Source organism: Corallococcus carmarthensis (assembly GCF_003611695.1).
GTDB lineage: Bacteria > Myxococcota > Myxococcia > Myxococcales > Myxococcaceae > Corallococcus > Corallococcus carmarthensis.
Genome location: NZ_RAWE01000129.1, coordinates 1 through 21,364, shown reverse-complemented (window position 1 = coordinate 21,364; position 21,364 = coordinate 1). Strand labels below are relative to the sequence as shown.

Here is a 21,364-nt window from a genome sequence, read left to right as displayed (position 1 = left end):
CCCTCGTCGGAATCCTGATGCGTCCCGGACCGCCACCGTCTGGCAGAGGACAGCACGGGCCGCTCAGCCGCCGCTCCCAGCCCCTGGCCGTTCCAGCCCGAGCGCCGCCGGCAGCACGTACCGCCCGAACAGGGCCACGGGCGATACGGAGCCGGCCTCATCATTATAGTGGCTGGCGGTGAAGGCCACGGTGAGCCCCAGCGAGGGCGCGACGAAGACGTACTGTCCCCCGTTGCCCCGCGCGAAGAACACCTCCACCGGCGTGCCCTGGATGACGAAGCGGGCGTACCACCACAGGAGCCCGTAGTTCGCGTCGCCCAGCGGCCCCAGGTCCTTGCCGATTTCGGACGCCCACGCCTCTGAGACCAGGCGCTCGCCCTGCCATGCTCCACCGTCCAGCGCGAGCTGCCCCACCTTGAGGAAGTCGCGCGGACGCAGGCGCAGGTGGCCGCCCGTGTCCGTGCCCTTCTTGCCCGCGGGCTGCCAGCTGAAATCCTGGACCTGCATGGGCGCGAACAACCACTCGCGGGAGAGGTCCGTGATGGATTTGCCGCTGACCTGCTCCAGGACCGCGCCCAGCAGCACCACGCCGCCCGTGCAGTAGCGCGTCACGGTGCCGGGCTCGTCCCGCATGGGAACGTCCACGATGAAGCGGACCCAGTCGTTCGTGTCGTACATCCGCTCTTCGTTGCCGGGTGACTCCGGGTCCCAGTCGTCACACGACAGCCCCGAGCGCATCTGGAGCAGGTGGCGCACCGTGATGCGCTCCTTGCGCGGATCCGGGTTCTTCACCGGCGCCAGGTGCGGCAGGAGCGGCAGCACGGGCGCGTCCAGGTCCGGCAGCAAGCCGCGGTCGTGCGCCATGCCCACCAGCAGCGACGTGACGCTCTTGGTGGCGGACCGCAGGTCGTGCGCCTTCTCCCGCGTGAAGTCGTTCCAGTAGCGCTCGTAGAGCAGCTTGCCTCCGCGCGCGACGAGCACCGCGTCCGGCATCTCCACCGTGCCCTCGGACACGTCGTGCTCCAGCGCGTCGAACCAGGGGCGCTGGACGCCCGCGTCCTCGAAGGAGGCCACCGCCCACCCGTCATCGAGCCGGTCCGGCGGCGAGCCCGGTCCCGTGGGCACCCGACTGCCTCCGCACGCCATGAGACACACCACCGACAGCAGCACCATCCGCTGGAGCATCGCTCCACCCGCTTTCACACCGGCCCTGGAAGCGCGGCAGCGTATGTCACGGGAAGACGCCATCGCGACTAACGGTTCTTCGCGGACTGCTCGCGGATGCGCGCTTCCTGCTCGCGCAGCGCGGGCGTGAACTCGGCGCCGAAGTCGTCGTCCTCGAAGATCTGCCGCAGCTCCAGCTCCACGTTGCCGCCCGCGTCCATGGACGGCCAGCGCTTGAGCCACTCCAGGGCCTCCTGCCTCGACTTCACCTGGATGATTGTGAAGCCGGCGATGAGCTCCTTCGTCTCCGTGAAGGGGCCGTCGATGATGGCCGGCTTGCCGTTCGTGAACTTCACGCGCGCACCCTTGCTGGTGGGGTGGAGGCCCTCGCCCTGGAGCATCACGCCGGCCTTCACCATCTCCTCGTTGTAGGCGCCCATGGCGGCCAGCAGCTTCTCGTCCGGGAGGACGCCTGCTTCGGTGTCCTTGTCCGCCCTGCGGATGATCATGAATCGCATCGTCGAGGCTCCCTGACGCGCACCAGCGGGCGCGGGTTCGTGTGCGCTGCTTTCTCCAGAGCAACGAATGGGTGCGCGGGAAATCGACACGGCTCGCGGATTTTTCGCGGGGCCGTCCAAGCCCTCGCAATAACAGGGCTTTCCATCGCCCGGCCCCAGGTGTGACAGTTCCACCATGCGCGTGGGCAGGACATCCGCCGGGACGAGGCCCTTTGCGGCCAGTGGCCTCCTGCACCCCGTGGTGCTGGGGGCCGTGGTCCTGCTCGTCCTGAACGACCACGTGTTCAAGGCGCGCTGGCCGTCGTGGTGGACGGGGAAGCTCTCCGACGTCGCCGGGCTCGCGATGTTCCCCGTGCTCCTCCAGGCGCTGTGGGAGCAGGCGTTCCGCCGAAACGCGCGGGACTTCCGGCCGTCGTTCGCGTTGCTCGTGGGCGCGGTCGTGCTGACGGGGCTGTGCTTCGCCGCCACGAAGATTTCACCGGACGCCGGGAATGCGTGGCAATGGGCGCTGGGCGGATTGCAGTGGCCCTTCCACGCGCTGCGTGCGTGGCTCGCGGGTGCGCGCATTCCCTGGGTGCGGCCCACGCAGCACACGGTGGACATCACGGATCTGCTCACGCTGCCTTCGCTTTTCATTCCCCTGTGGCTGGGATGGCGGCGTGCTCACGTGACACACGAACAGGGCTCGCGCATTCCCGTGCGCGAGGAGTCTTCATCCCTTCATTAGTGCTTCCGTGCTGTGTCGTACGCGTCGTGAGACGTGTCAGACCCCCACTGCACATTCCGCCCCGCCAAGCATTGAACCGGCAGGGGCCACCATGTCCGCACATCCTTCGCAGCAGTTCGTCACCGCGTCCTCGAACATCCTGGAGCAGGTGCGGCAGTGCGCCGCGTCCGTCACCCGCTATCCGCTCGACATCCTGACGGAGCACGCGCAGCTCGAGGATGAGCTGGGCATCGACTCCGTGAAGCTCGCGGAGATCGCCGCCGTCATCGCTCGCGAGTTCCACCTGCCTCCGGACCGGCTGCCGCGCAACGGCAAGGCGCGCACGCTCGGCGCCATCGCGGGGGCGGTGACGGAGGCATTGGGAACCGCGCAGCGGCCGTCGCTCACTGTCGCGCCCGTGCCCGCTGCCGCTGAAGCACAGGTCGCCATCAGCGCGCCTGCCACCACGGATCTCCTCCCGCGCGTGCGGGCCGTGTTCGCTCGCGTGACGCGTTATCCGGAGGACCTGCTCACGCCGCACGCGGACCTGGAGGACGAGCTGGGCATCGACTCCGTGAAGCAGGCGGAGGTGATGGCCGTGCTCATGAAGGAGCTGGGGCTGGGCGAGGCTCCGAAGCCGTCTCAGCGGCTGCGCACGATGGCCGCCATCGCGGACGCGGCCCGCGCGCTGCTTCCCGCCGCGCCGGCTGTCGCGGAGGTCAGGCCTCGCGCGCCCGTCCATGCGGCGCCCGCGCCGCTTGCATCGCGCATGGAGCTGCCGTTCGCGGGGAAGGTCGCGCTCGTCACGGGTTCGGGGAAGGGCATCGGGCGGATCATCGCGACGCGGTTGGCTCGCGCGGGGGCGACGGTGGTCGTCAACTCGTTCCACTCGAGGGAGGACGGGGAGAAGACGGCGCGGGACATCGTGGACGCGGGTGGCAAGGCGCTCCACCTGTGGGGCTCCGTCGCGCAGGAGGAGCACCTGGAGCGGCTGTTCTCCGCGATCCGCGAGCAGTTGGGCGGACTGGATCTGCTCGTGTGCAATGCGTCCAACGGGCTCATCGGTCCGTTCGACCGCATCGCGCCCCGGGACTGGGACAAGGCGTTCCGCACCTGCATCACCGGCACGTATGAGTGCGCGATGCGCGCCCGTCCGCTGATGGCCGCGCGCGGTGGCGGAAGCATCGTCACCATGTCCACGTCCATGTCGCAGCGGTACATGCACGACCTGGGGTGCCAGGGCGTGGTGAAGGCGGGCGTGGAATCCCTCACGCGTTATCTGGCCGCCGAACTGGCGCCGGATGGCATCCGCACCAACTGCGTGTCCGCGGGGCCCGTGCATGGGGAGCTGCTGGGCATGTTCCCGGATGCGCCGGAGCGGGTCGCGCGCTGGGAGTCCGCGACGCCCGGCGGACGGCTGTGCACGGCGGACGACGTCGCGGACGTGACCGAGCTGCTGCTGGGGCCCAAGACCCAGCGCGTGAATGGCGCCATCTGGGTGGTGGACGCCGGCCTCTCCGGGACCGTGGACGGCCTGCTGCCGGCTGCTCGCGCGTCCTGAACCCTTTCTTCCGGGAGCCACCACCATGGACTTCTTCGCCGTCCCGTACGACATCCACTTCGATGACACGATGGCCTACGGGAGCCATCACTTCCTCACCAACTTCAAGTTCCAGTGCGCGGGCCGGGAGCACCTGCTCTTCAGTCCGCACGCCTTCGAGGTGCCCGAGTTCCGGCGCGACTTCGACCAGGTGCTCCTGCTCACCTACGAGGGCTATTCGCGCAACCTCGCCCCGGCGGCGCTGGGGGACCGGTTGGTCGTGCTGACGTCGTTGGAGGAGCGCGGCGAGGTGTCGCTGCGCTTCTGCTTCCGCACGTTGAAGAGCGACGGCACACCGGTGGCCTGCGGCTACCAGACCGTGCTCTGCGCGGACCGGCAGGGCACGCTGCGCGCGTTCCCGCAGTCCTTCCAGCGCAGCTTCGAATCCCTGGCGGCGCTCCATGAGCCGGTGGGCCCGAAGAGCTTCCGCGACCTCGCCTTGCAGGGAGGTGGCGGCGTCCAGGCGCTGTTCCCGGAAGCCGTGCGTGCGCTGGCGAGGACCCTGCTCGCGGACAGCTCGCCGCGCGGTGTCTCCCGGACGGTCACCCTTCCCGAACCGGTGCGCGAGCCCGGCTTCCAACTGCCCGCGCAGGCCACGGCGTTCCTGTTCGCGGGACAGGGCACGTTCGAGCCTGCGCTCTTCCTCCAGTTGAAGGCGCTCCAGCCGGAGCTGCGTGAGGAGCTGCGGGCGGTGTCGGAGGCGTGCCGTTCGCAGGGCATCGACGTGGATCCGCTGCTCGCGGCGGAGGACGTCGCCCAGGTGGGCCGGGCGCTGGACGCGGCGCCGCTGTTGGATCAGCTCGGCATCTTCCTGTGCGGAGTGATGGGGGCGCGGTGGATGGAGCGCCAGGGCACTCGGCCGGACGTGTTCGTGGGGCACAGCTTCGGGGAGATCGCGGCGATGACCGCGGCCGGAGCGTTGGACCTGCGCACGGGCGCGGAGGTGGTGTGCCGCCGCATCCGGGCACTGCGGACGGTGCCGGACGACCTGGGCACGCTCGCGGCGGTGGCGCTATCGGAGCCGGAGACCGTCCGGGCCGTGGCGGAGAGTGGGGCCCGGACCCTGGAGGTCGCGGGCCGCAATCACTCGCGGCAGACGGTAGTCGCGGGGCCTCGCGAGGAACTGGAGCGGCTGCGCGCGTTCCTGGAGCGGCAGGGCAAGGGCTTCACGTTCATCTCCAGCCGCTACCCGTTCCATCACCCGAGTCTTGCGCCCGCGGTCGCCGCGTTCCGCGCGAGCCTCGCGGACCTCACGGTGCATCCGGCGCGGGGGGCCATCTATTCGCCCATCGAGCGGCGGGTGTACGGAGGTGGCCGGACCGAGCTGGCGGGGGCGCTCGCGTCCCACCTGGTGCGTCCCTTCGACTTCCCCGGTGCGGTGGAGGCGCTGGTGGGCGCGGGGTGCGCCCGGTTCGTGGACTGCGGCACGGGGGGACGGCTGACGCGCATCGTCCAGCGGATCCTCCCCTCGGACACGTCCGTGGCGCTGACGTCCCTGGACCGTGCGTTGCCCGTGAGCCCTCCGGCCGTGACGCCTGTCGCTCGGGATGCGGCGGCCGGGGCTCCGGCCATCGCGGTGGTGGCCCTGGGCTGCATGCTTCCGGGTGGCGCGAAGGATCCGGAGACGTACTGGAGGAACATCCAGCGGGGCATCAGCGGCATCGTCGACACGGGCCTGAGCCATACGGACCAGGTCGTGGACTTCGTGGGCCCGGCGGTGACTCCGGACCGCACGTACACGTTGCTCACCGGGCGGGTCCTCGACAGCGACCTGGTGCCGCCCCCGGGAATCACGCCGGACCGCTTCCAGCGCTATGGCCGTGAGCAGCGGCTGCTGGCGATTTCGCTCAGCCAGGCGATGGAGTCCTTGCGGTCCACCGCGCCGCGCGCGCCTGGACGCATCCAGTGCCTGCTCGGATCCACCGCGGACGGCTCGCCCGAGTACGACGACGCGCTGTGCCTGGAGGCGGGAGAAGCGCTGCTCCGTGCTCGGGGAGAGACGGCGCGGGAGTTCTCCGCGCTGATGCGTGAGGCCCTGGGTGTCACCGCCACGTCCTCCCAGCTGGCGCCGCACGCCACCCTCCAGGCGGTGGTGACGGACGTGGTGGGCCCGGGCGTGTCCACGATGCTGCTGGATGCGGCCTGTGCGTCCTCGCTCTACGCCATCGCGCTGGGGATGAAGGCGCTGGAACGCAACGAGGCCGACCTGGTGCTCGCGGGCGGGGTGTTCTCCCCGGGGCCTGGGAACAGCTGCCTGTTCTCCCAGTTCAAGGGGCTCTCCGCGACGGGGAGCCGGCCGTTCGATGAGCGCGCGGATGGCGTCATCTTCGGCGAGGGCGCGGGAGTGGTGGGCCTGATGCGCCTGGAGGCTGCCGTGGCCTCGGGGCTGAAGGTCCACGCGGTCATCCGTGGCGCGGGGCTCTCCAGCGATGGGCGCAGCAGCTCCGCCAACGTCCCGCGAGCGGACGGACAGGTCGCGGCGATGGAGGCCTGCTACGCGGCGGCGGACGTTGAACCGGCGTCCATCCAGTACATCGAGGCGCACGGCACGGCCACGCCCGCCGGGGACACCACCGAGTTGCAGTCGATTGGCCGGGTCTTCGGCGGCAAGCGGAAGGGCCTCCAGTTGGCCAGCGTGAAGGCGCTGATTGGCCACGTTGGATGGGCCGCGGGCGCGGCTTCGGTCATCAAGCTGTGCAAGGCGCTGGAGCACCGGAGCTTCCCGCCGCAGTCCCACTTCGACCGTCCGGGCGCGGGGCTGCGTGCGCTCGGGCCGGACTTCGAGGTGAGCACGCGGGAGCAGCCGTGGCCTGAGAACGGGGACCATCCCCGCCGGGCGGCCACGAATGGCTTCGGCTTTGGCGGCACGAACGCGCACCTGGTGTTGGAGGAGTACCGGGGCGGCACGGTCGAGCCACGTGCCAGGGCCGTGTCCACGGCGGACACGGAGATGGTGGTGGTGGCCGCGGAGGGGATGTTCCCGGAGGCGCGGTTCGACGCCCGGGGAGTGCGGTTGCCCGCGTCCGTGCGGCTCTTGCCGGACATCACCGAGGACATGGACCTCACGCAGCACCTGGGGCTCATCGTCGCGAGCGACGTCGTGAAGAAGCTGGGGGCCTTCGATTCGCTGCGGACGGGGACGGCCATCGTCCTGGGGTTGGAAGGGAAGACGCGGCGGGGCGTGGAGGCCACGCAGCGCGTGCTGGCGGACTCCACGCGGCGCAGGCTGCGCGAGCACATCCAGCGGGCCCCGGACTCCGCGCGGCTCCTGCCGCTGGTGGACCGCCTGCATGCGGCGGTCGGCGCGCTGCGGCCCTCCGGCCCCTACACGCTCCAGGGAATGATGCCCAACGTCACCCCGGGGCGGGTGGCGGGAGTGCTCGACACCAAGGGACCGAACTTCGTGGTGGACGCGGGGGACGGCACGCTGGCCGCGTCGCTGCGGGCCTCGAGGGCCCTGCTGGCGAGCGGGTTCGAGCTGGTGCTCGTGGGCAGCGCCCACGTGCGGCGACCGGGACAAGGTCCCGCCGAGTCCGTGCCCGAAGAGGGCATGGCGATGCTGGCGGTGACCACGGCCGCGAAGGCGGAAGCGCGAGGCTTGAAGCCACTGTGCCACCTGCGGTGGTCCGAAGAGGCGGGCTCCGGTCCTGGCCCGGGCGTCACGCTGCCACCCCACTCCGCCAGGGAAGCACAGGCGGTGCTCCGCGCTGTGCAGGCCGCCGCCGAGGGACAGGCCACCACGCTGCGGTTCCATCCGGATGCCGCGACCGGCGCACGGTTGGCGCTCCAGCTTCGTCCTGGACTCAGTGCCCAGCCTGGCCCCCCTGAGGCGGCACAGCGCACGAACCTGTCCGACAGTCGGACAGGTTTGGACCACCACGTCGGCCAGGAGGTGGCCCCCACGCCCGTCCCGGAGGCATCCGACGGCTTCGACCACTCGGCCCCCATTCGCTACCACGCGCCGGTGCTCGTCGAGCGAGCGGCCCTGACGGCCGGACCGTCATCTCTGCGCGGCCGGCGGGTGCTGTTCATCGCGCAGGACGAGGCCCTGGCCCGTGAGCTTTCGGCACATGCACAGGACACCTGCGGCCCCGAGTTCCGCATCCTCCACGCGGGCGCCACCGATGCGGGCTCGCGGATCCACGGCATCGACCTCACGCGGGAGGAGACGGCGGAGGCAGGCCTGGAGGCGCTCGGCTTCGAGCCACAGGTCATCGTCGCGGTCAGCCGGATTCAATCCGGCGCTGGCGAGTCCTCGGTGGTCTCGGACACGGCCTTGCGTCACGAGGCGTTGGAGTTGCTCTTCCTGTCCGCTCGCCGTGCCTACGCGGGACTGACCGCCGGCACGGTGACGCTGGCGAGCTTGTGCATCGGCGGCGTCGGTCCGCGCCGGACGCTGCACCCCGTCACCGGCCTCTTCGCGGGCCTGCTCAAGTCCCTGGGCCGCGAGGTTCCGGCGCGCGGCATCCGGGCCATCGCCACGACCCCGCTCCCGCTCCTCACGGCGCTCGACCACGTCGCGTCCGAGCTGGGCACCAGCGACGACACCGCTCCTGTCGAAGTCTGCTTCGACGGCGCCGTCCGCTGCGTCCGGCTGCTCCAACCCACGGAGGTCCCGGCACGGCCCGCCGCGGCGCTCGACTCCCGATCCGTGGTCCTGCTCACGGGCGGAGGGCGCGGAGTGACGGCCGTCCTCGCCGGAGCGCTGCTCAAGCGGTACGGCTGCAAGGTCGTCCTGCTGGGACGCAGCGATCCGTCCGACGCTCCCGAGCGCGTGCTCCAGGCACGCGACGAGGAACTGGGCGCCGTGGAGCGCGAGTTCTACGCCTCCGAGCTCGCCCGCGACCACACCGTGCGGATGCCCGCCCTGCGCTCACGCTTCGAACGCCACCTGGCCGTGCGTGAACTGCGGGCCACGCTCGACGGACTCACGAGGCTTCCCGGCCAGATGACCTACCGCGCCGCGGACGTCACCCGTCCCGAGGAGGTGGACCGGGTGGTGGAAGAACTGATCCGCGAACACGGAAGGCTCGACCTGGTGGTCCACGGCGCGGGCACGCAGGTCTCCAAGAAGCTCAACCGCCGCCGGCTCACGGAGCTGCGGAGCACGCTGGACACCAAGCTGCTGGGACTGCGCAACCTGCGCGAGGCCTGCGCGCGCCGCCTCCCGGCTCCCGTGCCCTTCCACGTCCTGACCTCCGCGTTCAGCTACATCGGCAATGACGGACAGGCGGACTACGGAGCGGCGAATGAAGCACTGGACCGGCTCTGCTCCTGGGTCAGCGACGCGCGCCAGGACGTGCAGTGGTGCAGCGTGGGCTGGCTGGCGTGGGACGGCATCGGCATGACGCGCGGCTCGGAGTACCGCGTGCTCGGAGCCAGCCGCCGGCTGCGTGGCATCCGCGCCGAAGAGGGCGAGGCGCTCTTCCTCCAACTGGTGGACGGACAGCCCATCCAACCCATCAACGTCCAGCTCACCGAGAGCGAGCGCACCTTCTACGGCCTGGAGGTGCTCACCCCGCCGACGCGCCCACCGGAGCCGCCCCGTCCTTCGAGACGGGAGCTCACGGTCGACGCGGCGAGCATCCCGTGCCTGGAGGATCACCTCGTCCGGGGCACCCCCACCCTGCCCGGCGCCTGGGCTCTGGACCTGATGTTCCAGGCGGCCCTGGACGATGCGCGCCCCGAGCTGCGCACCGTCACCATCGAAGACGTCCGGTTCTCACGCTTCATCCGCGTGAAGCCGGGCGGACAGCAGTCCCTGCGCGCAGAGTGCACGCCACTGACCGACGTCCCGGGCCAACACAGCGTGCAGGTCAAGCTGACGGGCGACGTCGTCCATGCCTCCGGCGTGGTGCTGGAGCGCGACCTCGTCTACGCCGAGGCCCGCTTCACATTGACAGCGGAGCCGCCCCGGACCTCGCCGCAGCTGGACGCTGCCCGCGCTTCGGGCCATGGCCTGTCCGTGCACGACCCGCACTGCGCAGCGGGCTCCCCCATCGAACTGCGCAGGATGTTCGACTGCCTGGAGGAGATCCGCCTGGAGCAGGACGCCCGCTTCGCGCGGCTCGGGCTACCCCAGGTGCCACGGCAGGCGGGCCACGGCGTGCCCGCGCTCGTGCTGGACGCGGCCCTGCGCCTGAGCGCGATGCACGTGGAGGGCGTGTCGAGCGACGTGTTCGCCCCCGTCGGCGTCCAGCGGGCCACGTTCGACCGGGACCTGGTGGCTGGAAGCACCAGTGCTCCCCGCCGCCTCACGCTGAAGGCGCTCGCCCCTCGCGTGGAGGGGGAATTGCTCCAGTGCGGCACCGTGGCGGCGCATGACGAAGCCGGCCGCCTGAGGATGCTCATCGAAGGCGGCATCGCCCGCCCCATGGCCTGAAACCCCTTCCCTGCCCAGGCACCCGCCATGACCGATTCCGCTCCTTCCCTTCCCCTTCCGCCGGATGAAGCCAAGCGCCTCCGCTCGGAGCTGCGCCGCGTGCTTCCCCCGGAGGCCTTCGAACGCCAACCCCTGCGCGGCATCGTGGCGCTCTGCCTCGTGCCAGTGGAGGCGGCGCTCATCTGGGTGCTCGGCACCTGGACCCTGCCCCATTGGGCCTGCCTCCTCATCGCCTTCGCGCTGGGCCAGCTCATCACCGCCGTGGGGCTCGCGGCGCATGAAGCCCTGCACCATTCGGTGTTCCACAGCCGGAGGTTGGAGAGCCTGTTGGGCTGGGTGGGTTTCGCGCCCTTCCTGGTGACGCCGGGCAACTGGAGGGCCTGGCACGTCCAGGCCCACCACAGCGCCGCCAACGTCCACGTGCGCGACCCGGACATCCTGCCGCGCAGGACGGACTGGCACACCCAGGGGTTCGCGAAGCTGTTCCACGCCATGTCCCCCGGCTCCGGACACTGGCTGAGCTTCATCAGCTTCAGCGTCTTCTTCACCGCGCAGGGCCAGGCCTTCCTCTGGCACCACTGCCGGCTGCCCGGCTTCCAGCACGTGCACATGCACCGCGCCCGGGAGCGCGTGCTCACGCTGGTCGTCACCGCGGGCTGGGTCGCGCTCGGGTGGGTCCTGGGGCCCCGGGCCGCGTTCTACGCGCTGGTGCTCCCGCTGCTCATCGGGAACGTCTCGCTGATGATCTACATCGCCACCAACCACTGGATGCAGCCCGCGTCGGAGGAGACGGACAACCCCTTCGTGAACACCGCCAGCGTGGAGACCCACCCGGTGATGAACTGGCTGCACTTCAACTTCAGCTACCACCAGGAGCACCACATCTTCCCGGCGCAGAGCCCGAAGTACGCCCCGCTCCTGCGCAAACACCTGCGCGAGCTGAGCCCCCAGGCCTCCATCGTCTATCCCCACCTGCACGCCCTGCGCACGCTGTACCGGCGCCCGGCGCTCTACTCCGCGGATGGCCAGACGCTGATGGGCCGGGACGGCACCCCGGAGCTGACCACCACGGAGCTGCGCCAGCGGCTCGAAGCCACCTGAGCGGCCGAGGACCGGGCCCGGAGCCGCGCGAGGTTCCGGGCCCGTCCTTCACCGTCCGGAGGCCACTACCTTCCCGGCCAGTCCAACGCGCCCCGGCTCGTCACCGTGCCGGTGGGCACCCCGAGCACCTGCGCCACGTCCGCGGGCAGGGGGCTGCCACTGAGGTACGCGGGGCTGGAGGCGCGCACGGCGTAGTTGCGCAGGGCCTGGTTCACGAAGAACGGGTCCCCACCCGATGCGAGGTCGTGGCCATGGGCCTCCCAGCCATGGGCAGCCCGCATCGCGGCCAGGGACGTGTAGTTCACGCCGCCCGTGTCCACCCAGTTGATCAGCGACTTCCCGCTGCCGCCGGAGCGGTAGTAGCTGTTGAAGTCCAGCGCCGTGAAGAAGGTGTTCGGCCCGGTGTTGGTGAAGTTGTTGTCCGAGCGCGAGGCCTTGAAGGTGGTGATGTTCCCACCCGACAGGAGGTTGTTCACCACCTGCACGTTCGCGGTGTCCGGCCCGATGTCCGAACCCCGCTTGTCCTGCTCGTTGCGGGAGTCGTCGTAGATCCACAGGTCGATGGCGGCGTTGTCCACCAGGGTGTTGTTGTAGATCTTCGTGTTCGCCGAGCACGTCTGGATGCCCGCGTACGTGTTGTCGTAGATGAGGTTGGACGCGATGATTCCCGTGTCCGAGACCTCGTAGAAGATGCCGATCTTGTTGTTGCGGGAGATGTTGTTGACGATGACGCCGCCACGGCAGTCCTCGTCACACCAGAAGCCCGCGCCGCCCAGGTTGTTCTCGAAGACGTTGCGGCGCACCGTGAAGCCATTCATGTGGGCAATCTTCACGCCCGCCTGCGCGCACGAGCGCGAGCAGTTGGTGCCGAAGCGCTCCGTGTTGTTCGCGTTGACGATGTTCTCCTCCAGGAGCAGCCCGTCCGCGACGACCGGGGAGGAATTGGTGGAGCCGTTGGAGCCCACGGCGGTGAAGCCGTTGTTCGCGAAGACGGAGCGGCGCACCACGCCGCCCTGGGGCTTGATGCTGAGCGACCCCGCCGCCATCCGCGTGAAGACGCAGTTCTCCACGAGCGAGTTCGTCGCGCCGATGTAGACCGCCGCGCTCGTGGTGCCGCTGTACTCGTTCGTCGCGTACCGCCGGAAGCCCAAGCCCTTCAGCGAATAGCCGGTGACGCCCAGCACCAGGGCCACGGGGCGCGCGGCGACCTCCACCGTGAGGCCCGTGGGGTTCGTCGCGATGTAGAGGCGGCGGTGGGTCCAGTCATAGAAGAAGTTGCCCGGCGTGGCCTCCGCGAGCGTCTTCACCTCGTGCACGTAGGCCCCGTCGATGAAGACCATCTGCGGGTCGCCCGCGGCGGGATTCGCCGGGTCGCCATACATGTCGAAGTGGCTGCACGGCCCGGTGTTCGTCGTCGGCTGGGCGTCGTACTTGTAGAGGTAGTAGCCGCCATTGCAGAAGCTGGGCGTGCTCCAGTCCATGAACCAGTGGCCCGCGCCGTCCGCGGTCCACGCCGAGGCCGGCTTGACGTCCGTGCCGTCGAACCAGACCTGTTCGTGCGGGTAGGCCTGGAGGGTCATGGGCTTCGTCGCGACCTTGTAGTTGCCCGCGCCGTTGTTGAGCCAGTCGCGGTACGTGCCGCCGCGCACGACGATGGTCCCGCCGGACGGCACCAGCGCGACGGCGCGGTTGAGCGTGGCCACCGGCGCGGCCTGCGTCCCCGCGTTGCTGTCATTGCCATTCGTCGCGAGGAAGATGGCGCCCGTGGGGATGGCGTAGTTCGTGTCCGGAATCGTCGCGCCCGAGTTGTCCAGGCCGGTGAGGCCCGGGTTGCCCGCCGGGCCCTGACCGTCAGGCAACGCGTAGGTCACGGTCAGCTTCGGACGGTTGGCCAGCGTGGCGGCTTCCGACGAGTCCAGTTCCAGCCCATCCATGTTGGTGTTGGCGTCCAGCACGAAGCCCTGGTTCGTGGCCGCGTTCGCGGCCCAGCCCTGCACGGCCGCGATGCCCGCCGCGTTGAGGTCCACGCCGTAGCTGCCCGTCGCGCCCGGCAGCAGCGTGGCGAAGGAGGTGGCGCCCCGGTCCGCCGCGCCGCTCGCACCGGGCCCACTCCACGGCGAACCGGTGGCCGCGAGCGTCCAGGTGGCCTGCGCCTCGTTCCAGGAGCGGCCCGCCGCCATGACGAAGAAGCCCTCTCCCGACGTGGAGTTCCTCACGTTGAAGGTCAACCGCACCGCCTGCACCGTCGCGTTCGCCGGGATGGCGCTCACGTCGAAGCGAAGCAGGCCATTGGTCACCTTCCCCGAACCGGTGGGGTAGTCGCGGTCCAGGCGCAGGAGCCCGTCCGCGCCCGCGTTGACGGTAGGGGTGTCTTGCGAAAGCGTGGCGTCCGACACACCGGTGTACGCGGCCGACGGCGAGACCTGCTCCTGGAAGGACACCGTCACGGGCGCCTCCAGGGAGCTGTCCACGGAGGAGAGGGCGCCCGCGTCGGACGGCAGGTCACCGCACGCCACGGTCAGCAGCAGGGGCAGGAGGAGCGGCGCCCGGCGGCGGGACTTCGAGGGAAGAAACGAAGGCATCAGGGGGATCCGTTCCAGGGGAAAGGTCCGGCAAGTCACCTCCGGACCAAAAACACGGAATTCTCGCCAGACCCGTAAATTTGTTTCCAATGGAGTAGGCTGAGCCCGCCCGTGGGGCAGGCGTCCGAGGAGGCCCCGTACCGACAGGCGAGGGCTCACCCTGCACCGCGGCATCCCCACCCTTCCCCCAACGGAGGCGCTGGATGCGAACGGAGTCGGTCACAGGCGGTCCCCGGGTGGACATCTCTCCCCGGGTCCACGCGCTGCACGAAGCGAAGGTCGAGGCCATCGCCCGGCAGCTGCGTCAGCGGAAGGGAAAGGGACCCGCGTCCTTCAAGAAGAAGTCCCCGCCGCACAGCGTCCCCAAGCGGTTCGACTCGCGGCGCGGCGACGAGAAGGTGGACCTGGGGGACCTGGATCAGATCCTCGACATCGACCCCGTGGGGATGACCTGCACCGCGGAGCCCGCGGCCACCTTCGACTCCGTGGTTCGCGCGACGCTGGCCCACGGGCTCATCCCGTTCATCGTCCCCGAGCACAAGACCATCACGCTCGGGGGCGCCATCGCGGGGTGCTCCATCGAGTCCATGTCCTTCCGCCAGGGCGGCTTCCACGACACCTGTCTGGAGTACGAGGTCATCACCGCGAAGGGCGAGGTCCTGCGCTGCTCACCGCAGGAGCAGCCGCTGCTCTTCCAGATGATGCACGGCTCGTTCGGGACGCTGGGCATCCTGTCGAAGGTCCGCTTCAGGCTCGTGCGCTGCGCGCCGTACGTGCGGGTGACGAACGAGACGCACTCCACGCTGGAGTCCTTCCAGCAGGCCATCTGGCAGCACTTCCAGGAGCCGGGCGCGGACTACCTGGACGGGCAGATCTTCTCTCCCACGAAGCACGTGCTGTGCGTGGGTCACTTCGTGGACCGGGCGCCGTACGTGAACCGCTACGAATGGCTCACGGCGTACTGCGAGACCATTCCCCGCCGGAGCGAGGACTACCTCACGACGTACGACTACCTCTTCCGCTACAACCGGGGCGTCACCCACGCGAGGCCCCGGAACCTGCTCGCGCGGGCGCTGTTCGGGAAGTGGATCCACTCGGACAGCGTGCTGCGGGTGGCGAACCGCTTCCACCAGCTGCTGCCGAAGAAGGACCCGCCGGTCATCGTGGACGTGTTCGTCCCCTTCTCGCGCTCGGCCGAGTTCATGGACTGGTACCACCGCGAGATGCGGCACTACCCGGTGTGGTGCGTGCCCTTCAAGCGGACGCGCGACTACGAGTGGCTGACGCCCCAATGGTGGGCCGGGATGAACGACCCGCTGTTCCTGGACCTCGCGGTGTACGGCATGCCGCAGCCGCCGGGCCGCAACGTCTACAAGGAGCTGGAGGACGAGCTCCAGCGCGTCAACGGCACCAAGACGCTCATCTCCTACAACTACTACGACGCGCGGACCTTCTGGAGCATCTGGAACAAGGAGACGTACCAGGCCGTGAAGCAGCGCACGGACCCGGACAACCTCTTCCGGGACCTGTACACGAAGACGTGCAAGGCGGCGCTCGGCCTTGGGTGAGCACGGGCCGGCCAGACGTCAGCCGAGCTCCGTCTTCAGGTTCAGCGGACCGGCGGGGACGCCGACGTCGTGGAGCGCGGGGTCGTCCTTCTCCGTCTGCCACGCGTTGGCTTCCGTCACGGTCTTCCCGGTCGCCTCGTTGGTGATGGACATCTTGCCGCTGTGGCCCGCGGGGCTGATCTGGCTGGTGTCGAAGCCGCTCCAGCCCGTGCCGGAGTTCGCGAACGTCGCCTCGCCCCACGTCTGACCGGAGTTCGCGCCGGGCTTCGCCGAGCCGTCCTTCGACGCGCACCACGCCACGCTGCTGTTGCTGTCGAACGCCACCACCTGCGACTGGCCGGGCTGGAGCGTGAAGGTCTTGGGCGTGCTCTTGTCGAAGTTCTGCCCGTCGTTCGGGTTGCCGTTCTCGCCCGTCTTGTTCCAGAGCGTGATGGTCTGGGGCTCGTTCGTCTTGTTGGTGAAGGTGTTCGTGTACTTGAACTGGTCCTTCTGGCCCGGGTCGATGAGCTGCATGTTGCTGTTGTAGGGCGACCCGACGTTGTTCTTGGCCAGCCACGGCGCGTTCGCGGGAGCGGGCTCCGTGGAGCCGGCGGACGGAGGACCGAAGCCGGGGCCCGCGTCACTGTTGTACGTGGGGTGCGCCGGAGCCGCCGCGCTCGCGGTGGAGGCCGAGGGAGCCGCCGACGACGGAGCCGACGGGGACGGGGAAGCCGCTGCCGGAGCCGACGGGGCCGCCGCCGGAGCCGCCGCTGCGGGAGCCGCCGCCGCGGGAGCCGCCTGCTGCACCGGGGCCGCGCCGCCCACGCCACCCACCTTGGACTCAGCGCCCTGAGCGGACAAACAATCCTGCGCGCCCTGGTCCAGGCCGCCCAACGACGGCGCTTCCAGGAGCTTCGCCAGCTGCGCGAGCTGGCCCACCATCTCCGACAACTGCTTCTCGAAGTCCCCGGAGGCGCCGCCCATCCGGCGCGGGCCCTGCTCGAAGGAGTCGGTCATGAGCATGCGCCGCAGGTCGTTCCGGGGCTGCTGCGCCGGGGTGCCCACCACGCCCTGAGCCGGAACGGCGGCCGGCCTGGCCTGGGTGGTGCTCGACAGAGGCTGGAAGGAGGACGCGCGGTTCAGGGAGGAGATGGACATGCCGGGACCCAAGAGCAGGACGCATGCCAGCCCCCAGGCCCCGGCGGCCTTTCGTGAAATCAGTCACTTGGGCCACGCGCCGCCACTCGACGCGGCGCGTGGCCCGATGACGCGATTCACCAGCTGATGTCTCAAGTCATCAGGCCAGACGGGAACGAGACATCCACGTATTGGCGGACTTCCTCACGAGGCCGTACAGCTCCATCCGCCATTGGATTCATGCAAGGGAGACGTGCCGCCATGAGCCTCAAGCGAAGTGCCGTCATGTGGGGAGTGTCAGGATTGCTGGCGGTCGTGCCCGGCTGTGGCCCCGAGGCCCCGGGGGACACCGCACCGGACGAGGGCCGGGGCACCGTCACGCAGCCGGTCTACACGGACCACGCCATCGTCACCTGTCAGAGCGCGACGATGTACGGCAACTACTCGACGACGTCGGGGCCGCGCGACCCCATCCGCGTGCTCGGCTACGGCGATAAGGTCGGCATCCGGCAGGACGCGGGCACGGCGTCGTGGGCCGTCATCCTGGATTACGGACCGGATGACTGGGGCTACCTGCTGCGCTCGTGCGTGACCCGGTGCGCCGGCCCCAACAACCCCATCGCGGGCTGCTTCTGAGCCCCATGCCCGAAAAGAGGACGGACATGACGACCCTCCAGACGAAGCTCGCGCGCGTGGCGCTCGTCGCGCTGTGCGCGGTGGGCGCGTGGCAGGCGTTCCAGGTGACACCGGCGTGGGCCAGCTCGCGGCTGACGGTGTGCGCGCAGGACCTGTATGTCCGCGACGCGCCCGCGGGCATCTTCATCGGCACGCTGTACGCGGGACAGACGATGGAGGTGACGGAGTACTCGCCCAGCGGCCAATGGGCGTACGGCTTCGCCTATGGCCACGTGAACAAGTGGGGCTGGGTGCAGAACGGCTGGTTCTGCAAGTAGGGCGGCATCGCGGTCCCGCGCCCTGGCTCAGCCGGCGCGGGCCGCGAAGACGTCACGCAGGCCCACGATGAGCGCGTTGCCCGGATACGGCTCGCCCAGCGGCCCCAGCGCGTCGCGCAGCGCCCCGAAGAGCGCGTGGACATGCCGGGGCTTGTCGCCGTTCCGGTCCAGGGACCAGACAATCGCCTGGCTCTGCGCCCGGAACTTCTCCAGCGCCTCCTCATAAGGCGCCGCCGTGGGGATGTTGATGCGCAGGAGCAGCGCCAGCAACGCGAGGACGTCCGTGAAGTCGTAGCGGTCCGTCTTCGCGTCGTAGAAAGACTCCTGCCCCACGGTCTCCGGACGGAACCAGTACCCGATAAAGGCCGCCGCCTTCTCCCGGCTGCGCTCCACGTCCACCTGGAGCTGGGCGTGCAGCTCTGGATCCACGTGCGTTACCAGCGACCTGAGGACCGTGGCCTTGCTCAACGTCGTGCTGTCGAAGCGCCGCGTCGGCAGCGTGCGCAGCGGCGTTCCTTCGAAGGTGAGCACCTCCAGCTTCGGCAGCCGCGTGAGGACCTCCGGGAAGTCGAACATGAGCTTGACCTGCCGCCAGCTCCCGAAGGCCCGCCGGACGTAGGCATAGGGGTTGTTGATCAGGTTCACCCGCCGCAGCTCGACGCATCCGGCGAGCGACTCCGGCAGCCGCCAGAGGCAGTTGGCCTCCAGGTCCAGGACCCGCAGCTTCTTGAGCTCGCCAATGGACTCCGGCAGCTCCAACAGGCCATTGAGTCGCAGGTCCAGCTCGCGCAGCTCCGTGAGTTGCCCCAGCTCCTCCGGAAGCGTGCGGAGGTTGTTGCGGCGGAGGTTGAGCTTCTCCAGCTTGCGGAACAGGAAGAGCTCCTCCGGCAGGGACGTGAGCCCCTTGTCCTCCAGGGTCAGGCTCTTGACCTTGTCGGGCTCCGCGAGCTTCTTGGCGACGAGCTGGCGGAACGCCTCCCGGATGCTGGTGAACGCGTCGCGGGCAATGGGCTTGCCCGCCGCCAGCAGGGCCCGCGCCTTCTCCAGCGAGACGCGGCCGTCCTGCACCAGCGCCGGGATGAAGACGCCCTTCGCTTCATAGGCATTCGCCGCGTCCTCCACCCCGCCAGCCACCGCGAACACCTTCGAGTCCTGCCCCTGGTAGCGGTGCGCGTCGACAGCTCCCGTCACACGGAAGGCGTAATGAGAAGCCAGGGTGCGGGCCTTGAGGTTGCCGCCCACGAAGACGCTGCCGTGGTTGTAGACCGCCACCAGGTCTCCGGTCGTCACGTCGCCGGTGACGTGGAGCCGCGTGCCGCCAATGGCAATGCTCTTCGCGACGAGGTTGCCGTGCACATGGAGCAACGGACCGAAGTCGTTCTCCCAGTTGAGCACGCAGCCCTCGACGTTGAGGTCGCCGCGCACGATGAGGCCGACGAAAGGCGGCGCGTCCTCGTCATCCTGCGCGAAGATGCCCTGGCGGAAGTCGAGCCCCAGGTCGTGCGGCATGACGACGTTCCCGGTGAGGACGAGCACACGGTCCTCGTCGTCATTGCGGCTGTCGGGGGCCTGCACCTCGTCGCGCACCTGGGCCCAGGTGAGTGTTTCGAAGGGCAGGTCGCTGACAGGGGTCCGTGAAGGCTTCTTCTTCATGCGCCGGTGTCTACCCCACACGGCCCCGCGCTCACACCGTCAGGACAACCTTCACGACCAGGAAACCCGGGGCGCTTCGTATCGAAGCGGAACGGCCACCCGCAACCCTCCACGGTGGCCCACGAGGGGGAGTTCCTTATCAACTACCTGCGGGAGTTCCCCCACCAGTTGGGCCAGCCCATGCTCGCCACGGGGCGGCTGTCCAGCCCCAAGGACTGGATGGCGGGCGCGGAGGCGTACGCGCAGCTCTTCGAGGAGCAGCCGGTGCATGGCGCCGCCATGCTCTCCACGCGGCACGGGCTGCTCATCAACGCCGGCACGGAGCTGGACACGGCGTTGACGGGAATCGGCAAGCCGCTGTTCGCCGCGTTGCACACGCGCTACCTGGCGGACTGGGCCACGCTGAAGCTGCTCATCGAGCAGTCGGAGAGCGGGTGGCGCACCGACCTCAACCGGGGCCTGTACGGCATCGACCTGTGGGGCGCTCCGGAGCAGGAGCCGACGACGCACTACCTCAAGCAGGGTGAGAAGCCCGTCGTGCCGTGCGCGGGCGGCCAGTGGGGTGACTACGACGGCAACGGCGCCTCGGACACGCCGTACGTGGACCCGGCGCGCTGGAACCACGACGTGCTGCGCCCGCTGCTCATCGCGGACAACATGAACGTGGACGGGGCCAACATCGACCTGTGCGGCGAGGGCAGCTGGCAGCTCTACTCCGAGGTCTTCACCGGCCTGGGCGGCTACTACGAGCGCAAGTACCGGCTGCAGTCCAACGTCTACGTCCGCTACACGTACTGGGACACCGCCACGAGCACGGTGAAGTCGGAGAAGATCCACGGCCACATCTTCACCGGCGGCCAGGAGTTCACCGTCCTGGTTCGCGGCGTGGACCGGCCCACGTACAACCCCAACAACACCCAGAACCCGCAGGAGTGGATGGCGAAGCGCTGGGGCTACGTGCAGGGCAACATCACCCCCACCAACTACCCCATGGCGGACGCGCTGCGCACCAGCGTGCGCACCCGGATGGTGCAGGTGCTCAAGGACCAGCAGAAGCAGTTCTACGGCTCCATCGCGGCGCGGATGGCGCAGGGCGGTGACCCGCTGCAGGTCCAGTCGAAGCAACTGACGGGCACGTGGCTGGCGTGGCAGACCTACGTGGCGCTGGAGCTGCCGCTGTCGGTGGAGCACGACGAGCACCTGCGCGCGCAACTGTACGGCGACGACTCGGTGCTGGCGGGCCAGGACACGCTGCTGAACGTGGAGGTGGCGCCGGTGATGAACGACGTGCAGGACATGTACTCGCTGTTCAGCCTGGCCGCCGCTCCGCCCGCCTACAACATCCTGACGGACCTGGCCCCGGCGGTGACGTCGCGCGCGGACCGGCTGAAGGCCACCGTGGACGCGTCGCTGGACGCGCAGGCCACCTCCGGCGGTCCGGAGGCGAGCGCCTGGACGGAGGCGACGCTGCTCCGCCTGCGGCTCAGCATGCCGCAGTGATGCAAAGCCACACCTGAAGCAAGCGCGGGCCGCGGGGACATCCACCCCGCGGCCCGTGTCGTCGTCATGGACAGCACGCTGCCGCGCGGGTTTCCTCCGTTGCGCGCGGCGGGGGCTCCGGTAGGGGCCCCGAGGGCGCCCTCTACCTGCTCACCGACGCCACGCTGCTCAAGGTCACCCCGAAGTGAAGCATCCGCAGGGCACGGCGCGCGCCCCCCCGCCCCGAGGACCTGCCCCCTGAGCCGTCTCGCTGGCGGCGTTAAAGACATACCCGATGGTATGTTTCATGTATCACGACGTGAAACGCATCGCATCTGGAGGAACGCATTCGCGTCCGCGCTGGACGCGGGATGCGGAGGCTCCGAGCGGAATCTCCGGACGTCCTGCTGGGATTGCGGCGCCCGCATCAACGGCCCCGCGATTGCTAGTGCAGCCGTGGCATCCCCCTCCACGCCGCTCGCACTCCAGAACGGAACCTCCGTGCCCAGTTCTACCCCTCCGCCGAATCCCCATCCCCCTGC

The 21,364-nt window shown here is 69.7% G+C and carries 13 protein-coding genes; 8 read left to right on the top strand and 5 right to left on the bottom strand.

The features are described from left to right. Positions 1–63: 63 nt before the first annotated feature. Together D7X32_RS28240 and D7X32_RS28235 are read right to left on the bottom strand one after the other, a co-directional pair. Positions 64–1,185, bottom strand: a complete 1,122-nt coding sequence (locus D7X32_RS28240; RefSeq protein ID WP_120605670.1) for a serine hydrolase domain-containing protein — start codon at positions 1,183–1,185, stop codon at positions 64–66. Positions 1,186–1,253: 68 nt separating this feature from the next. Further along, the gene (locus tag D7X32_RS28235) at positions 1,254–1,682 is read right to left on the bottom strand and encodes a YciI family protein (protein WP_120605669.1); all 429 of its coding nucleotides are present in this window, start codon (positions 1,680–1,682) and stop codon (positions 1,254–1,256) included. Positions 1,683–1,935: 253 nt separating this feature from the next. Between D7X32_RS28235 and D7X32_RS28230 the strand changes: the two genes are divergently transcribed. The 4 genes from D7X32_RS28230 to D7X32_RS28215 all read left to right on the top strand — a co-directional run bounded on the left by D7X32_RS28230 (position 1,936) and on the right by D7X32_RS28215 (position 11,471). Further along, the gene (locus D7X32_RS28230) at positions 1,936–2,409 is read left to right on the top strand and encodes a hypothetical protein (protein ID WP_244239222.1); all 474 of its coding nucleotides are present in this window, start codon (positions 1,936–1,938) and stop codon (positions 2,407–2,409) included. A gap of 91 nt (positions 2,410–2,500) precedes the next feature. Continuing rightward, positions 2,501–3,949, top strand: a complete 1,449-nt coding sequence (locus tag D7X32_RS28225; protein ID WP_120605667.1) for an SDR family oxidoreductase — start codon at positions 2,501–2,503, stop codon at positions 3,947–3,949. A gap of 25 nt (positions 3,950–3,974) precedes the next feature. Beyond that, complete coding sequence (locus D7X32_RS28220; protein WP_120605666.1) at positions 3,975–10,370, top strand: type I polyketide synthase; 6,396 nt, start codon at positions 3,975–3,977, stop codon at positions 10,368–10,370. 27 nt (positions 10,371–10,397) lie between these two features. Next, the gene (locus tag D7X32_RS28215; RefSeq protein ID WP_120605665.1) at positions 10,398–11,471 is read left to right on the top strand and encodes a fatty acid desaturase family protein; all 1,074 of its coding nucleotides are present in this window, start codon (positions 10,398–10,400) and stop codon (positions 11,469–11,471) included. 65 nt (positions 11,472–11,536) lie between these two features. Here the strand turns inward: D7X32_RS28215 and D7X32_RS28210 are convergent, their stop codons facing one another. Further along, complete coding sequence (locus tag D7X32_RS28210) at positions 11,537–14,053, bottom strand: DNRLRE domain-containing protein (RefSeq protein ID WP_158625776.1); 2,517 nt, start codon at positions 14,051–14,053, stop codon at positions 11,537–11,539. 203 nt (positions 14,054–14,256) lie between these two features. On the opposite strand from D7X32_RS28210, the gene D7X32_RS28205 reads away from it, so the two are divergent. Then, positions 14,257–15,621, top strand: coding sequence for an FAD-binding oxidoreductase (locus D7X32_RS28205; protein ID WP_120605663.1), 1,365 nt, complete (start codon positions 14,257–14,259; stop codon positions 15,619–15,621). 18 nt (positions 15,622–15,639) lie between these two features. Here D7X32_RS28205 and D7X32_RS46300 read toward each other — a convergent pair whose 3' ends face one another. Then, positions 15,640–16,758, bottom strand: a complete 1,119-nt coding sequence (locus D7X32_RS46300) for a hypothetical protein (RefSeq protein WP_120605662.1) — start codon at positions 16,756–16,758, stop codon at positions 15,640–15,642. 240 nt (positions 16,759–16,998) lie between these two features. Between D7X32_RS46300 and D7X32_RS28195 the strand changes: the two genes are divergently transcribed. Together D7X32_RS28195 and D7X32_RS28190 are read left to right on the top strand one after the other, a co-directional pair. Further along, positions 16,999–17,373: a hypothetical protein gene (locus D7X32_RS28195; RefSeq protein ID WP_147450301.1), complete on the top strand. Its 375-nt coding sequence runs from the start codon at positions 16,999–17,001 to the stop codon at positions 17,371–17,373. A gap of 26 nt (positions 17,374–17,399) precedes the next feature. Continuing rightward, positions 17,400–17,690, top strand: coding sequence for a hypothetical protein (locus D7X32_RS28190; RefSeq protein WP_120605660.1), 291 nt, complete (start codon positions 17,400–17,402; stop codon positions 17,688–17,690). A 27-nt stretch (positions 17,691–17,717) separates the two neighbouring features. On the opposite strand, the gene D7X32_RS28185 is transcribed toward D7X32_RS28190, so the two are convergent. Next, positions 17,718–19,343: a hypothetical protein gene (locus tag D7X32_RS28185; protein ID WP_120605659.1), complete on the bottom strand. Its 1,626-nt coding sequence runs from the start codon at positions 19,341–19,343 to the stop codon at positions 17,718–17,720. A 114-nt stretch (positions 19,344–19,457) separates the two neighbouring features. Here D7X32_RS28185 and D7X32_RS28180 point away from each other — a divergent pair, with 114 nt between their 5' ends. Continuing rightward, entirely contained in the window at positions 19,458–20,843 is a 1,386-nt protein-coding gene (locus D7X32_RS28180) for a hypothetical protein (RefSeq protein ID WP_244239221.1), read from the top strand. The last annotated feature ends 521 nt before the right edge of the window (positions 20,844–21,364 follow it).